This window comes from Pseudoalteromonas sp. MM1 (assembly GCF_030296835.1).
Taxonomy (GTDB): Bacteria; Pseudomonadota; Gammaproteobacteria; order Enterobacterales; family Alteromonadaceae; genus Pseudoalteromonas.
Window position 1 is genome coordinate 187003 of record NZ_AP027922.1, and the last position, 20781, is coordinate 207783.

General features: G+C 41.5%; 18 protein-coding genes. 7 read left to right on the forward strand and 11 right to left on the reverse strand.

The window, feature by feature from the left end; genetic code table 11:
• Positions 1 to 47: 47 nt before the first annotated feature.
• From QUE46_RS00915 to QUE46_RS00930, 4 genes are all read left to right on the forward strand, one after another.
• Positions 48 to 1859 carry an assimilatory sulfite reductase (NADPH) flavoprotein subunit gene (locus QUE46_RS00915; RefSeq protein WP_286245824.1) on the forward strand — a complete coding sequence of 604 codons (1812 nt, stop codon included), beginning with the start codon at positions 48 to 50 and terminating at the stop codon, positions 1857 to 1859.
• Positions 1860 to 1919: 60 nt separating this feature from the next.
• On the forward strand, positions 1920 to 3617 hold the full coding sequence (gene cysI / locus QUE46_RS00920) for an assimilatory sulfite reductase (NADPH) hemoprotein subunit (protein ID WP_286245825.1): 1698 nt from the start codon (positions 1920 to 1922) through the stop codon (positions 3615 to 3617).
• 42 nt (positions 3618 to 3659) lie between these two features.
• Complete coding sequence (locus QUE46_RS00925; RefSeq protein WP_286245826.1) at positions 3660 to 4400, forward strand: phosphoadenylyl-sulfate reductase; 741 nt, start codon at positions 3660 to 3662, stop codon at positions 4398 to 4400.
• Between the two features lie 127 nt (positions 4401 to 4527).
• Positions 4528 to 5070, forward strand: a complete 543-nt coding sequence (locus tag QUE46_RS00930; RefSeq protein ID WP_286245827.1) for a DUF4124 domain-containing protein — start codon at positions 4528 to 4530, stop codon at positions 5068 to 5070.
• A gap of 59 nt (positions 5071 to 5129) precedes the next feature.
• Here QUE46_RS00930 and acnA read toward each other — a convergent pair whose 3' ends face one another.
• The 3 genes from acnA to QUE46_RS00945 all read right to left on the reverse strand — a co-directional run bounded on the left by acnA (position 5130) and on the right by QUE46_RS00945 (position 9010).
• On the reverse strand, positions 5130 to 7871 hold the full coding sequence (gene acnA, locus QUE46_RS00935; protein ID WP_286245828.1) for an aconitate hydratase AcnA: 2742 nt from the start codon (positions 7869 to 7871) through the stop codon (positions 5130 to 5132).
• A gap of 219 nt (positions 7872 to 8090) precedes the next feature.
• Positions 8091 to 8519: a hypothetical protein gene (locus QUE46_RS00940; RefSeq protein WP_286245829.1), complete on the reverse strand. Its 429-nt coding sequence runs from the start codon at positions 8517 to 8519 to the stop codon at positions 8091 to 8093.
• A gap of 107 nt (positions 8520 to 8626) precedes the next feature.
• Positions 8627 to 9010 (reverse strand): RNA-binding S4 domain-containing protein, encoded by a 384-nt coding sequence (locus tag QUE46_RS00945; RefSeq protein WP_286247640.1) that lies wholly within the window; start codon positions 9008 to 9010, stop codon positions 8627 to 8629.
• A 268-nt stretch (positions 9011 to 9278) separates the two neighbouring features.
• Between QUE46_RS00945 and QUE46_RS00950 the strand changes: the two genes are divergently transcribed.
• Entirely contained in the window at positions 9279 to 9566 is a 288-nt protein-coding gene (locus tag QUE46_RS00950) for a hypothetical protein (protein ID WP_286245830.1), read from the forward strand.
• Positions 9567 to 9621: 55 nt separating this feature from the next.
• Positions 9622 to 10287: a hypothetical protein gene (locus QUE46_RS00955; RefSeq protein WP_286245831.1), complete on the forward strand. Its 666-nt coding sequence runs from the start codon at positions 9622 to 9624 to the stop codon at positions 10285 to 10287.
• Positions 10288 to 10296: 9 nt separating this feature from the next.
• Here QUE46_RS00955 and QUE46_RS00960 read toward each other — a convergent pair whose 3' ends face one another.
• The 5 genes from QUE46_RS00960 to glnA form a co-directional block, all read right to left on the reverse strand.
• Positions 10297 to 10755 carry a cyclic nucleotide-binding domain-containing protein gene (locus tag QUE46_RS00960; protein ID WP_286245832.1) on the reverse strand — a complete coding sequence of 153 codons (459 nt, stop codon included), beginning with the start codon at positions 10753 to 10755 and terminating at the stop codon, positions 10297 to 10299.
• Between the two features lie 28 nt (positions 10756 to 10783).
• Positions 10784 to 12169, reverse strand: coding sequence for a nitrogen regulation protein NR(I) (glnG, locus tag QUE46_RS00965; RefSeq protein ID WP_286245833.1), 1386 nt, complete (start codon positions 12167 to 12169; stop codon positions 10784 to 10786).
• Positions 12170 to 12184: 15 nt separating this feature from the next.
• On the reverse strand, positions 12185 to 13255 hold the full coding sequence (glnL, locus tag QUE46_RS00970) for a nitrogen regulation protein NR(II) (RefSeq protein WP_286245834.1): 1071 nt from the start codon (positions 13253 to 13255) through the stop codon (positions 12185 to 12187).
• Positions 13256 to 13344: 89 nt separating this feature from the next.
• A complete protein-coding gene (locus QUE46_RS00975) occupies positions 13345 to 13857 on the reverse strand; it encodes a DUF4124 domain-containing protein (RefSeq protein WP_286245835.1) in 513 nt (170 codons plus the stop codon).
• Positions 13858 to 13989: 132 nt separating this feature from the next.
• Complete coding sequence (glnA, locus tag QUE46_RS00980; protein WP_286245836.1) at positions 13990 to 15396, reverse strand: glutamate--ammonia ligase; 1407 nt, start codon at positions 15394 to 15396, stop codon at positions 13990 to 13992.
• A 506-nt stretch (positions 15397 to 15902) separates the two neighbouring features.
• Here glnA and typA point away from each other — a divergent pair.
• Positions 15903 to 17726 (forward strand): translational GTPase TypA, encoded by a 1824-nt coding sequence (gene typA, locus QUE46_RS00985; protein ID WP_286245837.1) that lies wholly within the window; start codon positions 15903 to 15905, stop codon positions 17724 to 17726.
• Between the two features lie 300 nt (positions 17727 to 18026).
• On the opposite strand, the gene QUE46_RS00990 is transcribed toward typA, so the two are convergent.
• The 3 genes from QUE46_RS00990 to QUE46_RS01000 all read right to left on the reverse strand — a co-directional run bounded on the left by QUE46_RS00990 (position 18027) and on the right by QUE46_RS01000 (position 20696).
• Complete coding sequence (locus tag QUE46_RS00990; protein WP_286245838.1) at positions 18027 to 18758, reverse strand: CBM9 family sugar-binding protein; 732 nt, start codon at positions 18756 to 18758, stop codon at positions 18027 to 18029.
• A gap of 57 nt (positions 18759 to 18815) precedes the next feature.
• Positions 18816 to 19907, reverse strand: coding sequence for an MBL fold metallo-hydrolase (locus QUE46_RS00995; protein ID WP_286245839.1), 1092 nt, complete (start codon positions 19905 to 19907; stop codon positions 18816 to 18818).
• Positions 19908 to 20039: 132 nt separating this feature from the next.
• Complete coding sequence (locus QUE46_RS01000; RefSeq protein ID WP_286245840.1) at positions 20040 to 20696, reverse strand: DUF2959 domain-containing protein; 657 nt, start codon at positions 20694 to 20696, stop codon at positions 20040 to 20042.
• Between the last annotated feature and the right edge of the window lie 85 nt (positions 20697 to 20781).

The following is a 20781-nucleotide window of genomic DNA, read 5'->3' on the forward strand; positions in this document are numbered from 1 at the left end:
CTTAATGTTGGCTGTCAGTAATTTTCAGGGTTATGGGGAACAAATTCATGTTGTTAGGTCAACTTAACGCAGCGGCAAGCCCGCTATCGCAAGAGCAAGTACAAAAGCTGCAAGGCTTAGTGGCAGAACTTAATCCGATTCAGCAAGCGTGGGTAAGTGGTTACTTAGCTGCAAATGCAAACGCGTCAGCTCTTGGTGGGCAAGCTCCCACTGCGGCTGCAAGCGATGCTGCGCCACTAACTATTTTGTATGGTTCGCAAACGGGTAACGCAAAAGGTGTGGCAACTAAGCTTAAAGAACAAGCTGAATCGCGCGGTTTAGCTGTAAAACTTGTGAGCATGGCAGACTACAAACCTACAGCCCTGAAAAAAGAAAAGTTTTTAACCGTTGTTGTCTCTACCTACGGTGAGGGTGAACCACCTGAAGATGCTGAAACCCTATATGAATTTTTAACCACCAAAAAAGCGCCTAAGCTTGATGGTGTTAAAGTAGCAGTACTGGGTTTAGGCGACTCTAGTTATGAGTTTTTCTGCCAAACAGCAAAAGATTTTGAAGAGCGTTTAAACAAACTAGGTGCAGAAACCATTTTTCAACGTGCCGACCTAGACGTTGATTACGATGATGAGGCAGCAACGTGGATCGCCGGTGCACTTGATGCATTTGAACCTGATTTAAATGCACAGCAAGGTGCTGCGGGTGGGCAAGTTGTATCTATGCCATTTGGCGCGCCAACAGCGGCAGCAAGCCAATACACTAAGCAAAACCCATTTGCGGCAGAGCTTGTTACCGTACAAAAAATTACAGGGCGCGATTCTACAAAAGATGTACGCCATGTTGAGATTTCGCTTGAAGGCTCAGACATCACCTACTTACCTGGTGACTCATTAGGCGTGTATTTTTTAAATGATGAAATGCGCGTAGATGAGCTACTAACACACACGCAAATCGATGCAAGTGCACAGGTAAAAGTGGGCGAAGAGTCATTGTCTATTCGCGATGCATTAATCGAAAAGTTAGAGCTTACTCAGTCATACCCAGGCTTTGTAGAAAAATACGCAGTTGCAACGGGCACGCCTGAGCTACTTAAGCTTGTTGAAGATAAAGCTGCTATGCGTGAGTATATTGAACCTCGTCAAATCTTTGATGTAGTGGCACAAAATCCTGCAAAAATAGATGCACAAGCCTTAGTCGATTGCCTACGTAAACTACAAGCGCGCTTATACTCAATCGCTTCAAGCCAAAGCGAGGTTGAAGAAGAGGTGCACTTAACGGTAGGTTTAGTTGAGTTTGACGCCTTTGGCAGCGAACATTTAGGTGGATGCTCTGGTTATTTAGCGCGCCGTGCCGAAGAAGGGTGTAAAGTTAAAGTATTTAGTGAGCACAACGATAACTTCCGTTTACCTAGCGATGATAATACCCCCATTATTATGGTTGGCCCAGGTACCGGTATTGCGCCATTCCGTGCATTTTTACAAGAGCGTGACTCGCGAGAAGCACAAGGCAAAAATTGGCTGTTTTTCGGTAACCCACACTTTACACAAGACTTCTTGTACCAAGTAGAAATCCAAGGTTATTTAAAATCAGGCCTATTAAGCAAAGTTGACGTTGCATTTAGCCGTGACCAAGCCGAAAAAGTATACGTACAAGACAAACTACGCAAAAACTCAAAAGAAATTTTTGAGTGGCTAGAAGCAGGCGCGCATTTTTATGTGTGTGGTGATGCAAACCGCATGGCAAAAGATGTACACAATGCCTTGGTTGATATCATCAGCGAAAACACCGGCAAAAGCTACGAAGACGCAGAGCAATATTTAAAAGACTTACGTAGCGCCAACCGCTATCAGAAAGACGTGTATTAATCACGTTTCTTATTTTATTAACAGCTAGCAGCCGTCACTGTAACAAATTTAGGATTTAAAATGAGCGAACAAGATAAAAACGTAAAACTTTCTGATAACGAACGTTTGAAAAGAGAAAGTAACTTTTTACGTGGCACCATAGAGCAAGACTTAAAAGATGAAATTACCGGTGGTTTTACGGCCGATAACTTCCAACTTATACGTTTTCACGGTATGTACCAGCAAGATGACCGCGATATACGCCCAGAGCGTGCCAAGCAAAAGCTAGAGCCGCTGCACAATGTAATGCTACGTGCACGTATGCCTGGCGGTATTATCAAGCCAGAGCAATGGCTAGCAATTGATAAATTTGCCGATGAAAAAACAAGCTACGGCAGTATCCGTTTAACAACACGTCAAACGTTTCAATTTCATGGCGTATTAAAGCCAAATATTAAAGGCATGCACCAAATGCTTAATAGCGTTGGCATTGACTCTATTGCCACCGCAGGCGATGTAAACCGTAACGTACTATGTACGACTAACCCTGTTGAGTCAGAGTTACACCAAGAAGCTTACGAGTGGGCTGCAAAAATTTCTGAACATTTACTTCCAAAAACGAAAGCGTACGCTGAAATTTGGTTAAATGGCGAAAAGGCAGAAACCACAGAAGAGCCAATTTTAGGCTCTAACTACTTACCGCGTAAGTTTAAAACCACGGTCACTATTCCGCCTAACAACGAAGTTGATGTGCATGCGAATGACTTAAACTTTGTTGCCATTGCCGAGGATGGCAAGCTTGTTGGTTTTAACGTACTTGTAGGTGGTGGCCTTGCTATGACCCACGGTGATACGGCTACGTATCCGCGTAAAGCTGATGATTTTGGTTTTATACCACTTGAGCATACACTGAAAATTGCTGAGCACGTTGTATCAGTGCAGCGCGATTGGGGTAACCGCTCTAACCGTAAAAATGCAAAAACTAAATACACACTAGACCGTGTTGGGTCTGACGTATTTAAAGCAGAAGTAGAAAAACGTGCCGGTGTAAGCTTTGCACCAAGCCGCCCTTATGAGTTTACTCACCGTGGCGATCGTATCGGTTGGGTAGAAGGCATTGATGGCAAGCACCACCTTACGCTTTTTATACAAAGCGGCCGTATTTTAGACTACCCAGGCAAGCCATTAAAAACAGGTTGTCGTAAAATCGCAGAAGTGCACCAAGGTGATATGCGCATGACGGCTAACCAAAACTTAATTATTGCTGGGGTACCTGCCGATCAAAAAGCAGTCATTGAAGAAATTGCTCGTAACCACGGCCTAATTGATGACAAAGACACTGAGCAACGTAAAAACTCAATGGCATGTGTAGCATTACCAACGTGTCCGCTTGCTATGGCTGAGGCTGAGCGTTACTTACCAAGCTTAATTGAAAAAACCGAAGCACTACTTGCTAAACATGGCATACCAGATGACAGCATTATTATGCGTGTTGTAGGTTGCCCTAACGGTTGCGGCCGCGCAATGCTTGCAGAAGCTGGTTTAGTAGGTAAAGGCCCTGGTAAATACAACGTTTATCTTGGCGGAAACTTAGAAGGTACACGCATTCCTAAACTGTACCTAGAAAACGTAGGTGAAGATGTTTACCTAGACGCGTTTGATAAGCTAATTGGCCAGTGGGCAAGTGAGCGAAACGACGGTGAATGTTTTGGTGACTTTGTAATTCGCAAAGGCATCGTTGCTGAAGTAAAAGTTTCAGTAACCGATTTTCACGCTTAATTAAATACCCACGCGGAGCGTGGGTGAGGTTTAAAATTGACCATGAGTGAATTTAAAAACATATTACAGCTTGATAAGCAAAGCCAAGCGGCATTGCTTGCAGATGCAAACGGCATACTAGCACCAATGAGTGCAGAGCAGCGTGTTGCATGGGCACTAGAGAACTTACCGGATACTGCTTTTTTATCATCAAGCTTTGGCATTCAAGCGGCGGTAATGCTGCATTTAGTAACATCTCAGCGTCCTGATATTCCTGTGGTATTAACCGATACGGGTTATTTATTTCCAGAAACGTATCAGTTTATTGAGCAAATGAGAGCGCGCCTATCACTTAATTTAAAAGTGTATAAAGCTGAGCTAAGCCCTGCATGGCAAGAAGCTAAATACGGTAAATTATGGGAGCAAGGCGAGGACGGTATTAAGCAATATAATCAGCTTAATAAAGTTGAGCCAATGACTCGCGCGTTAAAAGAAATTGAAGCAGGTACTTGGTTTAGTGGCCTACGTCGCGATCAATCATCGACCCGTGCAGATAAACAGTTTGTAGAAATAAGCCGAGGTACGGTAAAAGTGTACCCGATTATTGAATGGTCAAACCGTGATGTATATCAATACCTTACCAAGCATGATTTACCATACCACCCATTATGGGAGCAAGGTTATGTGTCGATGGGCGATGTGCATACTACGCGTAAACTTGAGCCAGGTATGAGCGAAGAAGAAACGCGCTTTTTTGGTTTAAACCGCGAATGCGGGCTGCATATTGACGGTGATGGTATTTAAAAAAAGCGAATGCTAAACAATGTTTTAAACGCAACTTAGGTTGCGTTTTTTATTGCAAAAAAATTGCCTGATTAAGTATTTTTTATTAGACTTGCCTTTCAAGGATTCATTTTTAAGCAGGAACGCTATGAAATACTTCACCTACTTGGCAATATCAGTCATGATCATTGCTGTTATCTCTTTGTTTTACCTTAAAAAGCCTGATGGCCAAACGTGGCTTTCTGGTTCGTCAATTAGTGCTGAATCTCACAAAATTAAAGAAAAAATGGTCGCGTTATCTACTAATACGCTTAATCAGGCTGTGCAAGGTGCAAAGCAAGCGGGCGATAAAATTGCGCAAAGTGTAAACAGTGATGCCGCAACAATTAAACCAGGTAGCAAAATTTATAAGTGGCAAGATAAAAACGGCCAATGGCATTTTTCTGATACGCCTAATGCAGATGGTAAAAGCATTGAGGTAACACTTGATGCTCGTGACGTGACGGTTGTAGCCGCTGAAGACACCTCGATTTTAAGTAGCAGTGCAAGCACCTCAAAAAAGAGTATTCAACCACCTACCCCTACCGTTTACAACGCTGAATCTATTCAAAAACTGTTTGAAGATGCCGAAAAGGCAAAGCAAAAATTAGAGCAGCGTAGTAAAGAAATACAAAGCATAGGTGGGTACTAAATTTTATTGTGCATAAAAAAGCCTAGCAACTGCTAGGCTTTTTAGTTTTAAGTATATGATTAGTCAAGCATGTTACGTAAAACGTATTGTAGAATACCGCCGTGTTTGTAGTAATCCCACTCTTTAGGGGTATCTATACGTACATCGGCACTAAAGCTGACTTTTTTGCCCTCAGCATTAGTGGCAATAATGCTTACTTCGTTGGTTTTGTCGTACAAGCCTTCAATATCAAATTGCTCTTGGCCAGTTAAACCTAACGATTCATGGCTTTCACCTTCTTTAAATTGCAGTGGCAATACGCCCATACCAATGAGGTTAGAGCGGTGAATACGCTCATAACTTTGTGCAACCACAGCTTTTACCCCTAAAAGGAGCGACCCTTTTGCTGCCCAGTCCCGAGATGAGCCGGTACCGTATTCTTTACCAGCTAACACAATGAGTGGTGTATTACTCTTTTCATACTCCATTGCTGCATCGTAAATACTGGCAAGCTTGTCATCGGGTTGAGTGCGAGTAACACCGCCTTCTGTACCTGGTGCGAGTAAGTTTTTAAGCCTAACGTTCGCAAATGTGCCTCGCATCATTACTTCGTGGTTACCACGGCGTGAACCGTATGAGTTAAATTGCGCTTTTTCTACGCCTTTTTCCTGTAAGTAAATACCGGCCGGCGCTTCCGCTTTAATCGCCCCAGCAGGAGAAATATGGTCGGTTGTTACTGAGTCGCCCAGTTTAGCCAAACAACGCGCCCCTTCAATTGTCGGAATACCCGGAGGCTCAACACTCATACCATCAAAAAATGGTGCTTTTTTAATATAAGTTGACCCATCATCCCAATCGTAAAGCTTGCCATCAGGTATTTGGATTTTTTGCCAACGGCTGTCGCCTTCGTATACGTTGGCATAGCTTTTTTCGAACATTTCTCTGGTTACCGTTTTTTGTACTAGTTCGTTGACTTCGCTTACGCTTGGCCAAATATTCTTCAGGTAAATATCGTTACCGTTTTCATCTTGCGCTAATGGCTCGTTGTATACATCTATGTCTGTACGCCCTGCAATGGCATACGCTACTACAAGTGGAGGCGAGGCTAAAAAGTTCATTTTAACATCTTGGTGTATCCGCCCTTCAAAGTTACGGTTACCCGATAAGATAGAGCTTACAACTAGCTTATGTTTTTGAATGGCTTCGCTAATTTCATCTGCAAGGGGACCTGAGTTACCTATACACGTTGTACAGCCATAACCGACCAAATTAAAGCCTAAACTTTCTAGGTCATCCATTAGGCCTGCTTTTTCAAGGTAGTCGGTTACCACTTGCGAACCCGGTGCAAGCGATGTTTTGACCCATGGTTTTACGTTAATGCCGAGCTGTTTAGCTTTTTGAGCCACTAAGCCTGCGGCTAAAATAACACTGGGGTTAGAGGTGTTTGTACAGCTTGTAATAGCGGCAATAACACAGGCGCCATCGTTTAGTTCAAATTCTTGGCCTTTAAACTTCACTTTGGCTGCACCCATAAACTGCGCTTCGTCTACCGGTTCATTTGGGTTGGTTGTTGGGCCTTCACTTTCAATGCGCGCTTGTTCAATATCGCTTTTATCACGACGAGCCATACGCTCATCTTGGAAACCTTTTAGGTGCTGGCCTATTACATCACCGGCTTTATCAAGTGTAATTCTGTCTTGTGGACGCTTAGGGCCTGCAAGGCTAGGTACTACGTCGTCTAATTTAAGCTCAAGGGTGTCTGTGTAATGCGCTTCGTCGCCTTCGTGGCGCCATAAGCCTTGGTGTTTTGCATAGTCTTCAATTAGTTTAAGCTGGTCTTCATCACGGTTTGTTAATCGTAGGTAGTTAATGGTTTCATCATCGATTGGGAAAATACCACAGGTTGCACCGTACTCTGGCGCCATGTTGGCAATGGTTGCTCTGTCGGCTAGCGGTAAATCAGCTAGGCCATCACCATAAAACTCAACAAACTTACCTACTACTCCGTGGTTACGTAGCATTTCAGTTACGGTGAGCACTAAATCGGTAGCAGTGGTTCCCTCGGGTAAGCGGCCATTTAATTTAAAACCCACTACTTGTGGGATAAGTAAACTAATTGGTTGCCCAAGCATGGCGGCTTCAGCCTCTATACCACCTACGCCCCAGCCTAATACACCTAAACCATTAATCATGGTGGTGTGTGAATCAGTCCCTACAAGGGTGTCTGGGTAGGCGATAGATTTACCGTTTTTACTGTCGTTAAAAACAACGCGCGCCAAAAACTCTAAGTTTACTTGGTGCACTATACCTGTAGCAGGTGGCACTACTTTTAAGTTATCAAAAGCTGTTTGCCCCCAGCGTAAAAATTCGTAGCGTTCTTTATTTCGCTCGTACTCAAGCTTGGCATTTAAGTCAAACGCACCGTCGTCACCGTAACCATCTACTTGCACTGAATGATCAATTACAAGTTCAGCAGGAGAAAGCGGATTTATTTTTGCAGGATCGCCACCTAGCTTTTCCATTGCATCACGCATAGCAGCTAAATCAACAATGGCAGGAACACCCGTAAAGTCTTGCATTACAACGCGTGCCGGCGTAAAGGCCACTTCAGCTGAGGGTTTTGCTTTAGGGTCCCAGTCAAGAAGGGCTTGAATGTCTTGTTCTTTAATATTTACGCCATCTTCATTACGTAACAGGTTTTCTAATAATACTTTGAGAGAAAAGGGCAATCGCTTTGCTTTGTCGCCTAATCCTTTAAGTGAGTGAATATGGTATTGCTCGCCATTAATCGTTAATTGTTGTTGGGTGTCGAAACTATTCATTTTTTGCCCCTTTGATAGTTAGGATTATGTCCTTGATAAAATAACGTGTTTATTTGCCAGTAGTTTGCAAAGTGCATACCAGAGATAATAAATATGGCAAAACAGGCTAAAAAGCAGGTAGTACAATGCATGTTTTTTAGACAGTACTAAGTATAGAAGTGCTACCTAAAATTGTTTTTTCAAGTAGCAAAATAATGAGTTTACAAAAAGGGGGAGAAGTTAGTTTAGCCAACCTTGTTGTTTGCTTTTTATACTTAAATATAAAAGCAAAAACGCAATAACAATCACTAAAATAGGCATAAACACCGCGCTTATACCCAGCATTTTAATGCTATTTATAACAATAAAATTATAAAACTGCTGAATAAATATCGCGACTAACGAAAGCACCAGTGTAGGTGTTGCAAGGGCATTTTTGGCCAATAGTAGTATGCAGCCAAGGGTGCCACCAAACACCGCTACAGCAAATGCAATGGTAGACCATAAAGGCACGTTTGAATATGCAGCTTGTTGATCTAGCGGAAGTTTACTTATCATTTCGGGGGTCATCATAAGGTGCATTATAAATGCAAATACACCTAATAAATTCCAGATAAGTGCTGCCCATAGGGCGGGTTTAAACCAATTGGGTGTGGCTGAGGTTGTCATATTATTACCTTGTTTTTATTGTATTTTACGAGGTAATTAAAGAGTAAAAAGGCTAACTGTTCAAGCTAGCCTATGCATATAATAAAAACCGCACAAAGCGCTAATGGCTAGCCAAATGAGATAGGGCGGCGTCCAGTATTTTCATCAACCTTTGGTTTTTTAGTGCGTTTTCTTTTATTTTTTGCCGGCTGTTGAGCAGTTTCATTGGGTATTTTTTCTTGCTGTGGCTGGGTTGTTACCACTGGACGTTCTACAGGAGTTGCATCTTCACTTAAAGTGAGCTGAAAAAGCTCGCCATCAAATTCAAGTACGTCGCCACTGTATAATTTTTTCCGTTTTATTGTACATATTTCATGGTTAACCCCAACATAGCCTTGCGCTATTAGGTTCTTAGCTTGCCCGCCACCTTCTACTAAATCGAGTACTTTTAGTAATTTACAAAGCTCTATAGGTTCTTCTTCAAGTTCAATTTCAATGTATTCTTCTGACATGGTTATCTCTGTTGGTGGCGCATAAGCAGCAAGTATAAAGGCTTGCACCGTTTTTTGCACCTAGCAAGCCCGCCCTAGCGGGATAAAAAAGTGTGATAAATATTAAACTTTTTTCAACTTTAAAAAAACTGCAGCATTTGATGCGTATGCTCTGGCAAAAATTTGGTGCGCTATTTGCTATTGCTTTGGCAAATAAAAAGCGTACCTAAAACATGGTAATAATTTAACCGTTTTAATTGTTTAGGTCTGCATATAATTGGAGCAGTAAATGGGCATAAGATTAGCAATGAAAAAAGAGCTAATGGGCTTAGATAATTCAGATATGCTGACAGCAGATGATGTAAGAGCTCACTTAGCTAACTCGGTAAAAAAACAAAAAGAGCAAGATGAACGCGGCTTTTCGGTTATTTCTAAGTTTAACGATACGCACAGTCGACTAATTAGTGGCGATCCACTTAAAAGATCAAAGTTGGAATTTGAACGCCACCGTTTATTTAATGAAGTTTTATATACCCGACAAAGTGTTGATGCATGGCTAGACAGCCAAACACGTTAAATTGCTATCAATAGTTACTTTTATTAGACTACACTTGTAATCATTAGGAGTAACCATGAAAAATGGCATTTTAATCTGTATGTGGGCACTTTTATTAACTGCGTGCCAACAACCTACCGTTTATGTTTTTAGCGAAAACTTGCAAGAGGAGCAGCGCAGGCAGTTAGATGCTGCACTAAATGCACAAACACTTCCCTATGAATACGTAGAGCTAGCGATCCCATCGGATTTTGGTGAAGCCACATTGCTTTTATCAAGTGATAAAATTTACCAAAAAGAGACTGAGCAACTAGCTATTATTATGCAGGGGCTAGGTTACGAGCCACAAGTTAGCTATACAACACGATCAAACCACTTTTATGGCGATGGCAATATTGGTTTTTATTTAAAGAATACTGATGGAGAAGACGCTTTTACTATGGCGTCTCGGCTAAGAACAATCCAATGCAGCGACGATAAATACAATGATTTAGCGGTTAGATTTTCAAATGAATACGCTGAATTTACATTACCCAGCGGTGCAGTGGTGAGGCTGAGGTGGGAATATTTATATGGTTATGTTGTTATTTATTATAAATCCTACTCGCAGACATACAGCCACTCACAGCCATTGGTAAATACCCCCTTTGGCGCAAAACCATCCGATACTTACACATTTACGGCACACGTAAATAATCCCGGTTGGCTTGATTGCTCATTGCAAGTCGTTTATATGGACTGAGTGATAGAGTTAACCGTGGGTTTCTATGTGCTCACTAAGCTTTGCGATACGCAGGCTCATACCTTCTATAATTCTATCTTTAATTTTTTCACGTATTACATTTGGTAAGCGAGTCAGTGCTTCTGGTGTAATAGCAAGTACTATGGTGTCGGTTTTAGCGCGAGCGCTGGTACTACGCTCGCGGTTATTTATAAAGGCGCCTTCACCAATAAACTCACCAGGCTCTATAGTGCCAAGCTCCAGCAAGTGGTTATGTTTAAAAACAAGTAACGCACCACTTAATACAATGTATAAGCGTTTGTCGTTATCGTATTGTTTAAACAAAAATTGATGCTGGTTAACTAAATACAATAACCCAAACGACTCTAGTAGCATTTGTCGTTCAGCAAGGGTGAAGTCTTTAAAAAAGTGTAATCTATTCACTATTTCCATTTGTTTAAATAATGGAATGTGTTCTATTAATTTCATCCTAGGGCCAACGAGTAACAGTTCGAAACTAGCTAATATTGCGCTCTTTTAATTTGCGGGTCAACGTGTTGCGCCCCCAACCAATTTTTATGGCTGCATCTTGTTTGTGGCCAGAGCAATTAGCCAGTGCTGTTTTTATAAGGCGAGTTTCAAGCTGAGCTTGAATATCTGGCCAAATGTTTTCTTTACCTTGCTTAAGTTCTTGATTTAGCCATTGCTGAAACGCATCGAGCCAGTCACCTTCTTGTTGAACAGGTGCCGCATCAATGATCTCTGGCGGGAGGTCTTGCTCGCTAACCAGCTCCCCAGGGGCCATAACAGTTAACCAGCGGCAGGTGTTTTCAAGCTGGCGAACATTACCAGGCCAGCTAAATAGCTTAAGTTGCTCTGTAGCTTTTGGGCTTAGTACTTTACTTTCTACTTGCAGATCTTTAGCACTTTTATGTAAAAAGTGCTGTGCTAGGCGCTCAATGTCTTCGGTGCGTTCGCGTAGAGCTGGCAAGCGAAGGCGCACAACGTTTAAACGGTGAAATAAGTCATCTCTAAATTTGCCCTGTTTTACTAAATCTTCTAAATTTTGGTGTGTTGCAGCAATAATACGTACATCAACCTTAATACTTTGATGTCCGCCTACACGGTAAAATTCACCATCGGCAAGTACACGTAATAAACGTGTTTGCACATCTAGTGGCATATCACCAATCTCATCTAAAAACAGTGTACCGCCATTAGCCTGCTCAAAGCGGCCTTTTCGCACGCTATCAGCGCCGGTAAATGCGCCTTTTTCATGGCCAAATAATTCAGACTCCACAAGCTCTTTTGGAATAGCGGCCATGTTTAATGCAATAAACTGGTTTTCTTTACGTGGGCTGTGGTTATGTAAAGCACTGGCCACAAGCTCTTTACCTGTGCCTGACTCACCATTGATGAGTACGCTCATACTTGAAGCTGACAGTTTACCTATCGCTCTAAACACTTCCTGCATAGCAGGGGCTTCACCAATAATATGGGCACTTTTTGGTGGAACTTGTTTACGCTTCGTTTTTTTAGTTGAATTTGCTCTGCAAGCGCTTTCGATTAACGCAACAGCTTCGTTTAAATCAAATGGCTTGGCTAGGTACTCAAACGCACCTTTTTGAAATGCGTTAACCGCAGAGTCTAAATCTGAGTGGGCGGTCATTATAATAACCGGCAGTCCTGGGTTTTGCTCTGCTATGAGTTCTAGTAGTGCCATGCCGTCCATACCTGGCATCCGTACGTCAGATACCAACACGGTTGGCTGGCTAAACTTTAGCGCGCTTAATACGTCTTGCGCATTTGCAAAGCTTTCTGCTTCAAACCCTGCACGAGTGAGCGCTTTTTCTAATACAAAACGAATTGATGCGTCATCATCTACAAGCCAAACTGTTTTCATGCCAACTCCAAAACATTAATCTGCAAAAGGCAGATAGATATTAAATTCAGTATGGCCAGGCCAGCTATCGCAGTCTATATAACCGTCGTGCTGATCTATGAGCGTTTGTGCGATTGAAAGCCCTAGCCCTGAGCCACCTTCTTTATTGGTGATCATTGGGTAAAACAATGTTTCGCGAACGCTTGGGTCTATGCCTGGTCCATTATCAGAAACCTGGATCAACAAGGCTTTTTTAGGGGCTTTTCCGGGGCGGCGGTACTGATGATTAATGCGGGTTTTTATTTTTATTTCACCGCCATCAACTAACGCCTGTTGAGCATTACGTACAATATTAAGTACCACTTGCTGAATCTTGCCTTGGTCAATAAACACATCAGGAATACTTGGGTCGTAATCTTTAACTAGTCTAATATTTTTACAATTATCTAATGTACTTAATTTAACAACAGACTCAAGTGTTTGGTGAATATTGCCATACGACTTTTGCGGAAGCTGATTTGGCCCAAGTAGCCTATCAACTAATTCGCGTAATCGGTCGGCTTGCTCAATTATAAGCTCAGCGCATTCGTCCCTTTCTTGTTGATCTACCTCATACTGCAATAACTGCGCCGCTCCGCGTATTCCCCCTAAAGGATTTTTAATTTCGTGGGCAAGGCCCCTTATTAAATTACGTGCAGCTTGGTATTGATGCATTTGGTTAGAGGCTTTGTCGTGTTTTATTTCTTCATCAGTTTTACGACATTCAAGTAAAATATAGCGTTCGTTTTTAAGCTTAACTTGGCGCGATGTAATGGCTATTTTTGCATGGCGAGAATCGATAAAGACCACGTCAGCTCTGTGCTGACTGCAGTCTACACCATCCACAAGTGAGTACTGGGCTATGCGCTCTAAATCCACAGAGTGATAATTAAATAAGCTGTTAAAGGTTTGCCCAATAATGCGCTTTTTACCTAATCCGAGGAGTTCGCTGGTGCTGGTGTTGGCATAAACAAGGGTAAAACTTTTATCAAGTAACATGACCGATGTTGTTTGGTTTTGCCAAATGGCATTAAGAAGTTCGGGGCTGAAATTTTGATTGTTTGACATTTTTGCACCACTTTAGTGCGTTAATATTTGCAAGCAAGTTTTAATCAGTAAATACTGCTGCGCTAATTCTATTATCTGAGTCATTGTACTTAGTTTATAGCCTTTCTCTGCATAACAAAGGTGCTAGGCTGGCTGATTGCAATGGCTTGATTTTGTTTATTATAAAGTTTGAGATACAAAGTATGAGTGCCGTTTTCTACATCCCGTATAGCAAACGTTGATAAACCGCTTGCGGGTCCATACGCATTACCGTTTAAAAATAGCTGTACAGTAAAGCCTGCCTCAAAACGCGGTGTTATTCTGCTTGTTACGTACACTGAGCCTGTGTTCTCGCGCACAGTTTGGTTATGAGTAGGTGACGATATCATAATTTGAAAACGATTAAGGCGCGTTGGTTGTAGTGAATCAGGGGTGTGTTTATCGGTATCAGACAAAGTAAGATCTTGGCTATTTAATTTTATTTCATGCGCGCCACTGCGTGGTGTATCTGAGAACACTAAAACACCATTTTTATCTTTCCAAGCATAAATCTTATCATTGCCTGCATAACTATAAATGCTTAATCCTAAAGCAAAAAATAGTAATAATATCCTGTAATTCACATTGCTACCCTGCATCTTTTGTAATTACATAACTTTAGTGGAGATAACCCTAATTTACCATAAAAAAAAGCCCGCTAAGCGGGCTTGAGAACACACATTTATTATCTTATCGATAATTTACTCTGCAGCGTATTAAACGCTGTAGTACATTTCAAACTCAACAGGGTGAGTTGTCATGTTAAGCTTTTCAACTTCTTGAGATTTAAGTGCAATGTAAGCATCGATTAAATCATCAGTAAATACGCCACCTTGCGTTAAGAATTCACGGTCAGCACTAAGTGCTTCTAGCGCTTCATCTAGTGAAGATGCAACTTGAGGAATTTCTGCTGCTTCTTCTGCTGGTAGGTCGTATAAATCCTTATCCATAGCATCACCAGGGTGGATCTTGTTTTTAATACCGTCAAGGCCAGCCATAAGCATTGCAGAGAAAGCAAGGTATGGGTTAGCAGTTGGATCTGGGAAGCGTACTTCGATACGACGACCTTTTTCAGATGGTACCACCGGAATACGAATTGATGCAGAACGGTTACGTGCAGAGTATGCAAGCATTACCGGTGCTTCAAAACCTGGTACTAAACGTTTGTACGAGTTAGTAGAGGCATTTGCAAACGCATTAATTGCTTTAGCGTGCTTAATAATACCGCCAATGTAGTAAAGTGCATCTTCAGAAAGACCACCGTACTTATCACCAGCAAAAAGGTTAACGCCGTCTTTTGCTAAAGATTGGTGACAGTGCATACCAGAGCCGTTATCGCCAACAACAGGCTTAGGCATAAACGTAGCTGTTTTTCCGTAAAGGTGAGCCATGTTATGGATAACATATTTCATCTCTTGGATTTCATCCGCTTTTAATACCATAGTATTAAAGCGAGTTGCGATTTCGTTTTGACCTGCTGTTGCTACTTCGTGGTGATGCGCTTCTACTACTTGACCTAGTTCTTCAAGTACTAAACACGTAGCTGAACGCCAGTCTTGTGAAGAGTCAACAGGTGAACATGGGAAGTAACCACCTTTAACACCTGGACGATGACCCGTGTTGCCGCCTTCATACTCTTTATCTGAGTTCCATGCTGCTTCAACAGCATCAATTTTGTACATAGAACCTGACATATCTGATTTGTATTTAACATCATCAAATAAGAAAAATTCTGGTTCAGGACCAAATAAAACTGTATCTGCGATACCGGTAGATTTCATGTACTCTTCAGCGCGTTTAGCAACTGAACGAGGGTCACGCTCGTAACCTTGTAGTGTAGATGGCTCTACAACATCACAACGTACAATTAGCGTTGCTTCTTCTGTAAATGGGTCTAATTTTACTGAATCAGCCACTGGCATAAGTACCATGTCTGATTCGTTAATGCCTTTCCAACCTGCAATTGAAGAGCCGTCAAACATTTTGCCGTCTTCAAAAAAATCTTCATCTACTTGGTGATGAGGAATAGAAACATGTTGTTCTTTACCTCTAGTATCAGTAAAGCGTAAATCAATGAACTTAACGTCATTTTCTTTAATAAAATCTAAAACCGATTGTGACATGTGTCCTCCAACTGTTGGGTTTTATTATTGCTGCATTAAATGCTTTGGTTTTTAGTAAGCTGATTCTATGCCATTATTTTAACCTACTGTTTATTAAGTTAAAAAATATGACTGCACAAAAATGGCCATGCGCATTGCACTTTATTGGTGCGTAAAATATCCATAATGGTGCAAAAAATTCACACTTAAATTTGCATGTATTTTAATCACCTAAATCAGCTTAACTGAAATAGTAAATAGTGCCAAAGCAATCAACAAATTAGCCAAAAAATGACAATTTATGTAATTTGTCGAAATTTATTTCATATAAATGTCATATAAAAAACAGATACTTAGTAAAAGTATTAAGAAAGTTTTTAAAATTGTATTGGATAAACTTTCATCCATGTCATTAATGAGGGATAATATGCGCCCTTTTAAATCCTATGCTGGGACATCTGGTGAAAACGCAGATGAGTGCGTAGATCTTGCAGGATCAATGAGAATAAACTTCTCTGAGTAAAAATATGAGCATCGAACAGTTAAGAAATATAGCGATTATCGCGCACGTTGACCACGGTAAAACAACATTGGTTGACAAACTACTTGAGCAATCAGGTACATTAGAAACACGCGGCGGTAACGAAGAGCGTGTGATGGACTCAAACGACATTGAGAAAGAACGTGGTATTACCATTTTGGCTAAAAACACAGCCATTTCTTGGAAAGACTACCATATCAATATCGTAGATACCCCGGGACACGCCGATTTTGGTGGTGAAGTTGAACGCGTACTTTCGATGGCTGACTCAGTATTATTACTTGTTGATGCTCAAGAAGGTCCAATGCCGCAAACGCGTTTCGTAACGCAAAAAGCATTCGCGCAAGGCTTAAAGCCAATTGTTGTTATCAACAAAATCGACAAGCCAGGTGCACGTCCTGATTGGGTTATGGATCAAATCTTTGATTTATTCGATAACCTTGGTGCAACTGACGAACAGCTAGACTTTAAAGTAATCTACGCTTCAGCAATCAACGGTTGGGCTACACTTGATTTAGACGAGCCGTCTGACAACATGGAACCTATGTTCCAAATGATCGTTGACGAAGTATCACCACCGGATGCAGATCCTGAAGGTGACTTCCAAATGCAAATTTCTCAGCTTGATTACAACTCTTATAAGGGTGTAATCGGTATCGGCCGTATCAAACGTGGTTCTGTTGTGCCTAACCAGCAAGTAACAATTGTTAGTGCTGATGGCTCTACGCGTAACGGCAAAATTGGTTCAGTACAAAGTTACCTAGGTCTTGAGCGTATCGAAACAGAAAAAGCTTACGCTGGTAACATTGTAACTGTAACAGGTCTTGGCGAGCTTAAGATTTCAGATACTGTTTGTTGTCCTAATAACGTTGAAGCATTACCACCACTAAGTGTTGATGAGCCAACAGTTACAATGACGTTCTCTGTAAATAACTCTCCTTTCTGTGGTAAAGAAGGTAAGTTTGTTACATCACGTAATATCCGTGAGCGTTTAGACAAAGAATTAGTACACAACGTTGCACTTCGTGTTGCAGATACAGATAACCCAGATAGCTTCCGCGTATCGGGCCGTGGTGAATTACACCTTGGTATCTTAATCGAAAACATGCGTCGTGAAGGTTACGAGCTAGCTGTATCTCGTCCTGAAGTAATCTTACGTACTGTTGATGGCGTATTAGAAGAACCGTACGAAACACTAACAATTGACTGTGAAGAAGAGCACCAAGGCTCTATCATGGAGCAAATTGGTCTTCGTAAAGGTGAACTTACTGATATGGCACCAGATGGCAAAGGCCGTATGCGTTTAGACTTTATGATCCCAAGCCGTGGTTTAATCGGTTTCCAAACTGAGTTCATGACACTTACTTCAGGCTCTGGTTTACTTTACCATACGTTCGATCACTACGGTCCGCATAAAGGTGGCGAGCTAGGTGTTCGTAAGAACGGTGTAATGATTGCAAATGCAACAGGTAAAGCACTTACTAACGCATTATTCAACTTACAAGAGCGTGGTAAATTATTCATCGGTCACGGTGTTGAAGTTTACGAAGGTATGGTTATCGGTATTCATAGCCGCGATAACGACCTTACAGTAAACGCACTTAAAGGTAAGCAACTTACTAACGTTCGTGCATCTGGTACAGATGAAGCACAAACACTTACGCCACCATTGAACTACACACTTGAGCAAGCGCTTGAGTTTATCGATGATGACGAGTTAGTAGAAGTAACACCTGAGAACATCCGTATTCGTAAACGTCACTTAACTGAAAGTGAGCGTAAGCGTGCGGGTCGTGCTGCTAAAGCTTAATTGCCTTTAGAATAAGCATAGTAAAAGCCGCTGTATTGCAAAATACAGCGGCTTTTTTGTTTTTAAAGTAGAGAAGCTTTCAGTTTTTAGTTATCAGTATAGAGCTCTAAAAGCGCAGCGCCTCTTATCCTCTTGATGAATAATTCACTTAAAAAATATTTGCACAAAGAGAAGGGAGTGAGCAGTAAATGAGTCAGAGCTTAATCAATCGATAACGCAAAGCATCGTAATAGTTGCTATATATTTTTTCGTTGGGTTTCGCTGTGCTCGACCCAACGTTTTCAATTATTGTATTAATGGTTACTTACTTTTTGGCAGCAGGGTGATTTTGCCAAATACGTCTGCATCTATAAAACCACGGTTTCTGTCGCCATTGACTGGTTGTACTTCATGGGAGCCCATAAAGTGCTCGCGTATTTCGCTGCCATCATTATCACAATACGCGAGCATAAAACCAATAACTTGGTTTTCGCTAAGTGTAATGGGTGTGTTTACAACGCCTTCTTGGTAATCGTTAGGGTAGAGCTTTATAGCGACTTCCCAGGTAATATTATAAGGCGCTTGGGTATTACGCTTCCAGTTACTCTGTAAGTGGTCGGTGTATAAATGGGCTTTTTTATCAGGGCCGTAATCGGCGGCTTGGTTATCAAGGCCAATATGATAGGCCAACGCGGTATGATTAAACTGATGAATACCGCCTGAGGCGTCGCTATCGATAAAAATTTCCAGCGCATCGTCATCCCAATATTTTACGGTTGGGTCTGGGTGTGTATCAATTAACACATCATCCACAATGTCAGCTTGAAGGTATAAATAATTTTTATCCCATAATAAACGATAGCGGCCTTTAAAATCTGCATCTGATGAGGGCAATGTACCATCCATTAAATGAGGCATGTCATGCCATGTTGCTTCATTCCATGCACTTTCAGATACGCCATCAACAGTTATAGGTGTAGAGGTATGCGCTACATCTATGGCCATGACCGGTGTACTTAATAAACAGCCTAACGCTAAAAAATGTTTTTTCATGAGTTTCTCAAAACTTTTATTGATATAACAATCATCCTAAAGCAGTTGAGCAATGAGTTACAGTGAAATACTTTCGCCTTCGTTGAGAATATATAGCGGCGTTTGAGTGTTCATTTCATCAGCCATATGTAATAAGCGCAGCAAGGCTGAATGGCTAGTGTGATCGCCCATTCTCCAACTTGAGTTACCATAACCCCACGGTATCATTACTTTGCAGTTAAGATCTTGTGATGCGGTAAGTGCATCCTCAGGTGTAGTGTGCACATAACGATACCATTTGGGGCTCTCTTCGCTGTAATACGAGGCTATGGGCAGTAGGCATATGTCTATATCGCCATATTTTTGTTGAATGTCTTTAAAGTGCTTTGAATAACCGGTGTCGCCTGCAAAAAATAAGGTATTGCCGTTTTGCTCAAGTAACCAGCCATTCCAAAGGTCTTTATCGTTATCTTCATAAATAAAAGGCACTAATATACGGCTACTAAAATGATGCGCTGGTAAGGCGTGAATTGTTAAATCATTAAATTGTGTTTTTGCGTACCAAGCCATTTCGCTAATGTTAAATCCGCCAGTAGGGAAGTTGTCGGCCAAACCGAGTGGCGTTAAGTAGCGAGGTTTATTACCAAGCTCTTTTATATCGGCTTTATTAAAATGATCGTAATGAATATGCGAGTACATCACTGCACTTAAGTTTTTAAGCTCGTGTTGTGTAAGCCAATCGCCGGGTTGCCTGTAAAACCCTGAGGCTAACCTAAAGGCTAAATCAACAGGGGAATCAAATTGCTCTTTTACAGGGTCAAATAGCACGTGTTGCCCGTTCGGTGTGCGAACCATAAACCCAGCGTGCCCCAGCCAGCGTAAAGTAAAGCCCGTATTTAAATTAATGGGGTTTTGCTCAGCAATAAATTGGCAGTTTTTGCTGTCTTTTTCGCACTGTAATTTAGGGCTAGGCGGGTAGCAGTCGGTTTCGCAGGTGGTTAGGTACGTTTTTTTACCTGGGTAGAGGTTGTGGTAGCGGCCTTTGCGATCGCCATCTTGATGTAGCGGAGTAATGGTATTTTCCCCTGCAATCACCTCAATGCGATTAGCGGTTTCGCAAGCGCTAAGCAGTGTTGATGCAAGTATTAGGGTGATAGCTTTGTACTTCATTTTTATTGTTCTAGTTATTGTTTTTACTAAAGTATAACAACAGCAGCGCATTAGCATATAGTTCAAAGGTAACAAAAAGTAACATTAAAAAAGCCTGCAATTTAGCAGGCTTAGTAAACGGGTTTAAACTAATTAGCCAGCGCTATTCATTTGCTCAATAAACTTGTTCGAATCGGCAATTGATTTATTCATGTCATTCATCAGTACTTGAATGTCGCGTTTAAGGTTAGTGAATTCACCTTTAATAGCGGCAACCGCTTGTGCGTTTAAGTTATGCTTTAAGTACAGTACGTTATCTTGTAAAGAAGATAATACTGGTTCCATTTTGCTCTCGGCGCTGCGCATAGAGCGCAGTAACTGGCTAAATTGGCGCTGTGTTGCAGCTAACTTTTTACTGCTTTCGCGTTTAAGTGAGGCACTTTTATATTGCTCTAACTCATCACTCCACTCATCAAATAAAGCCTCGGCTACGTCTTCTACTTTATTAATGTTGCTTGATACTTCGTTAGCCGCGGCTAAGCTCGACTCGTAATCGTCGTTAAGTTGGTTGTAGGCATCTTGTAACTCGCCGCCATCAAAATTAATTAAGGTTGTTAGGCGCTCAAGTGCGGATTGAAATTCTTCTTGCGACTCTTGCTGTGAATCTTTGGTTTCCTCTACGCGGTCAATAAGAATGTCGCGCTTATGTACACCTACTTTTTCCATCGCTGAATAATAGGCCGACTGACAGCCCGATAAGGTAAGCGTAATGGCCAAAACCGATGCGCTAAGTAAAGTTTGTTTTTTCATTTGGTTCCCTATTTACTAGTAAGTGCTGTAAATTATGGTGCTGATTGTTATCATAATCAAAATTCAATTAGCATAAGTCAATTGT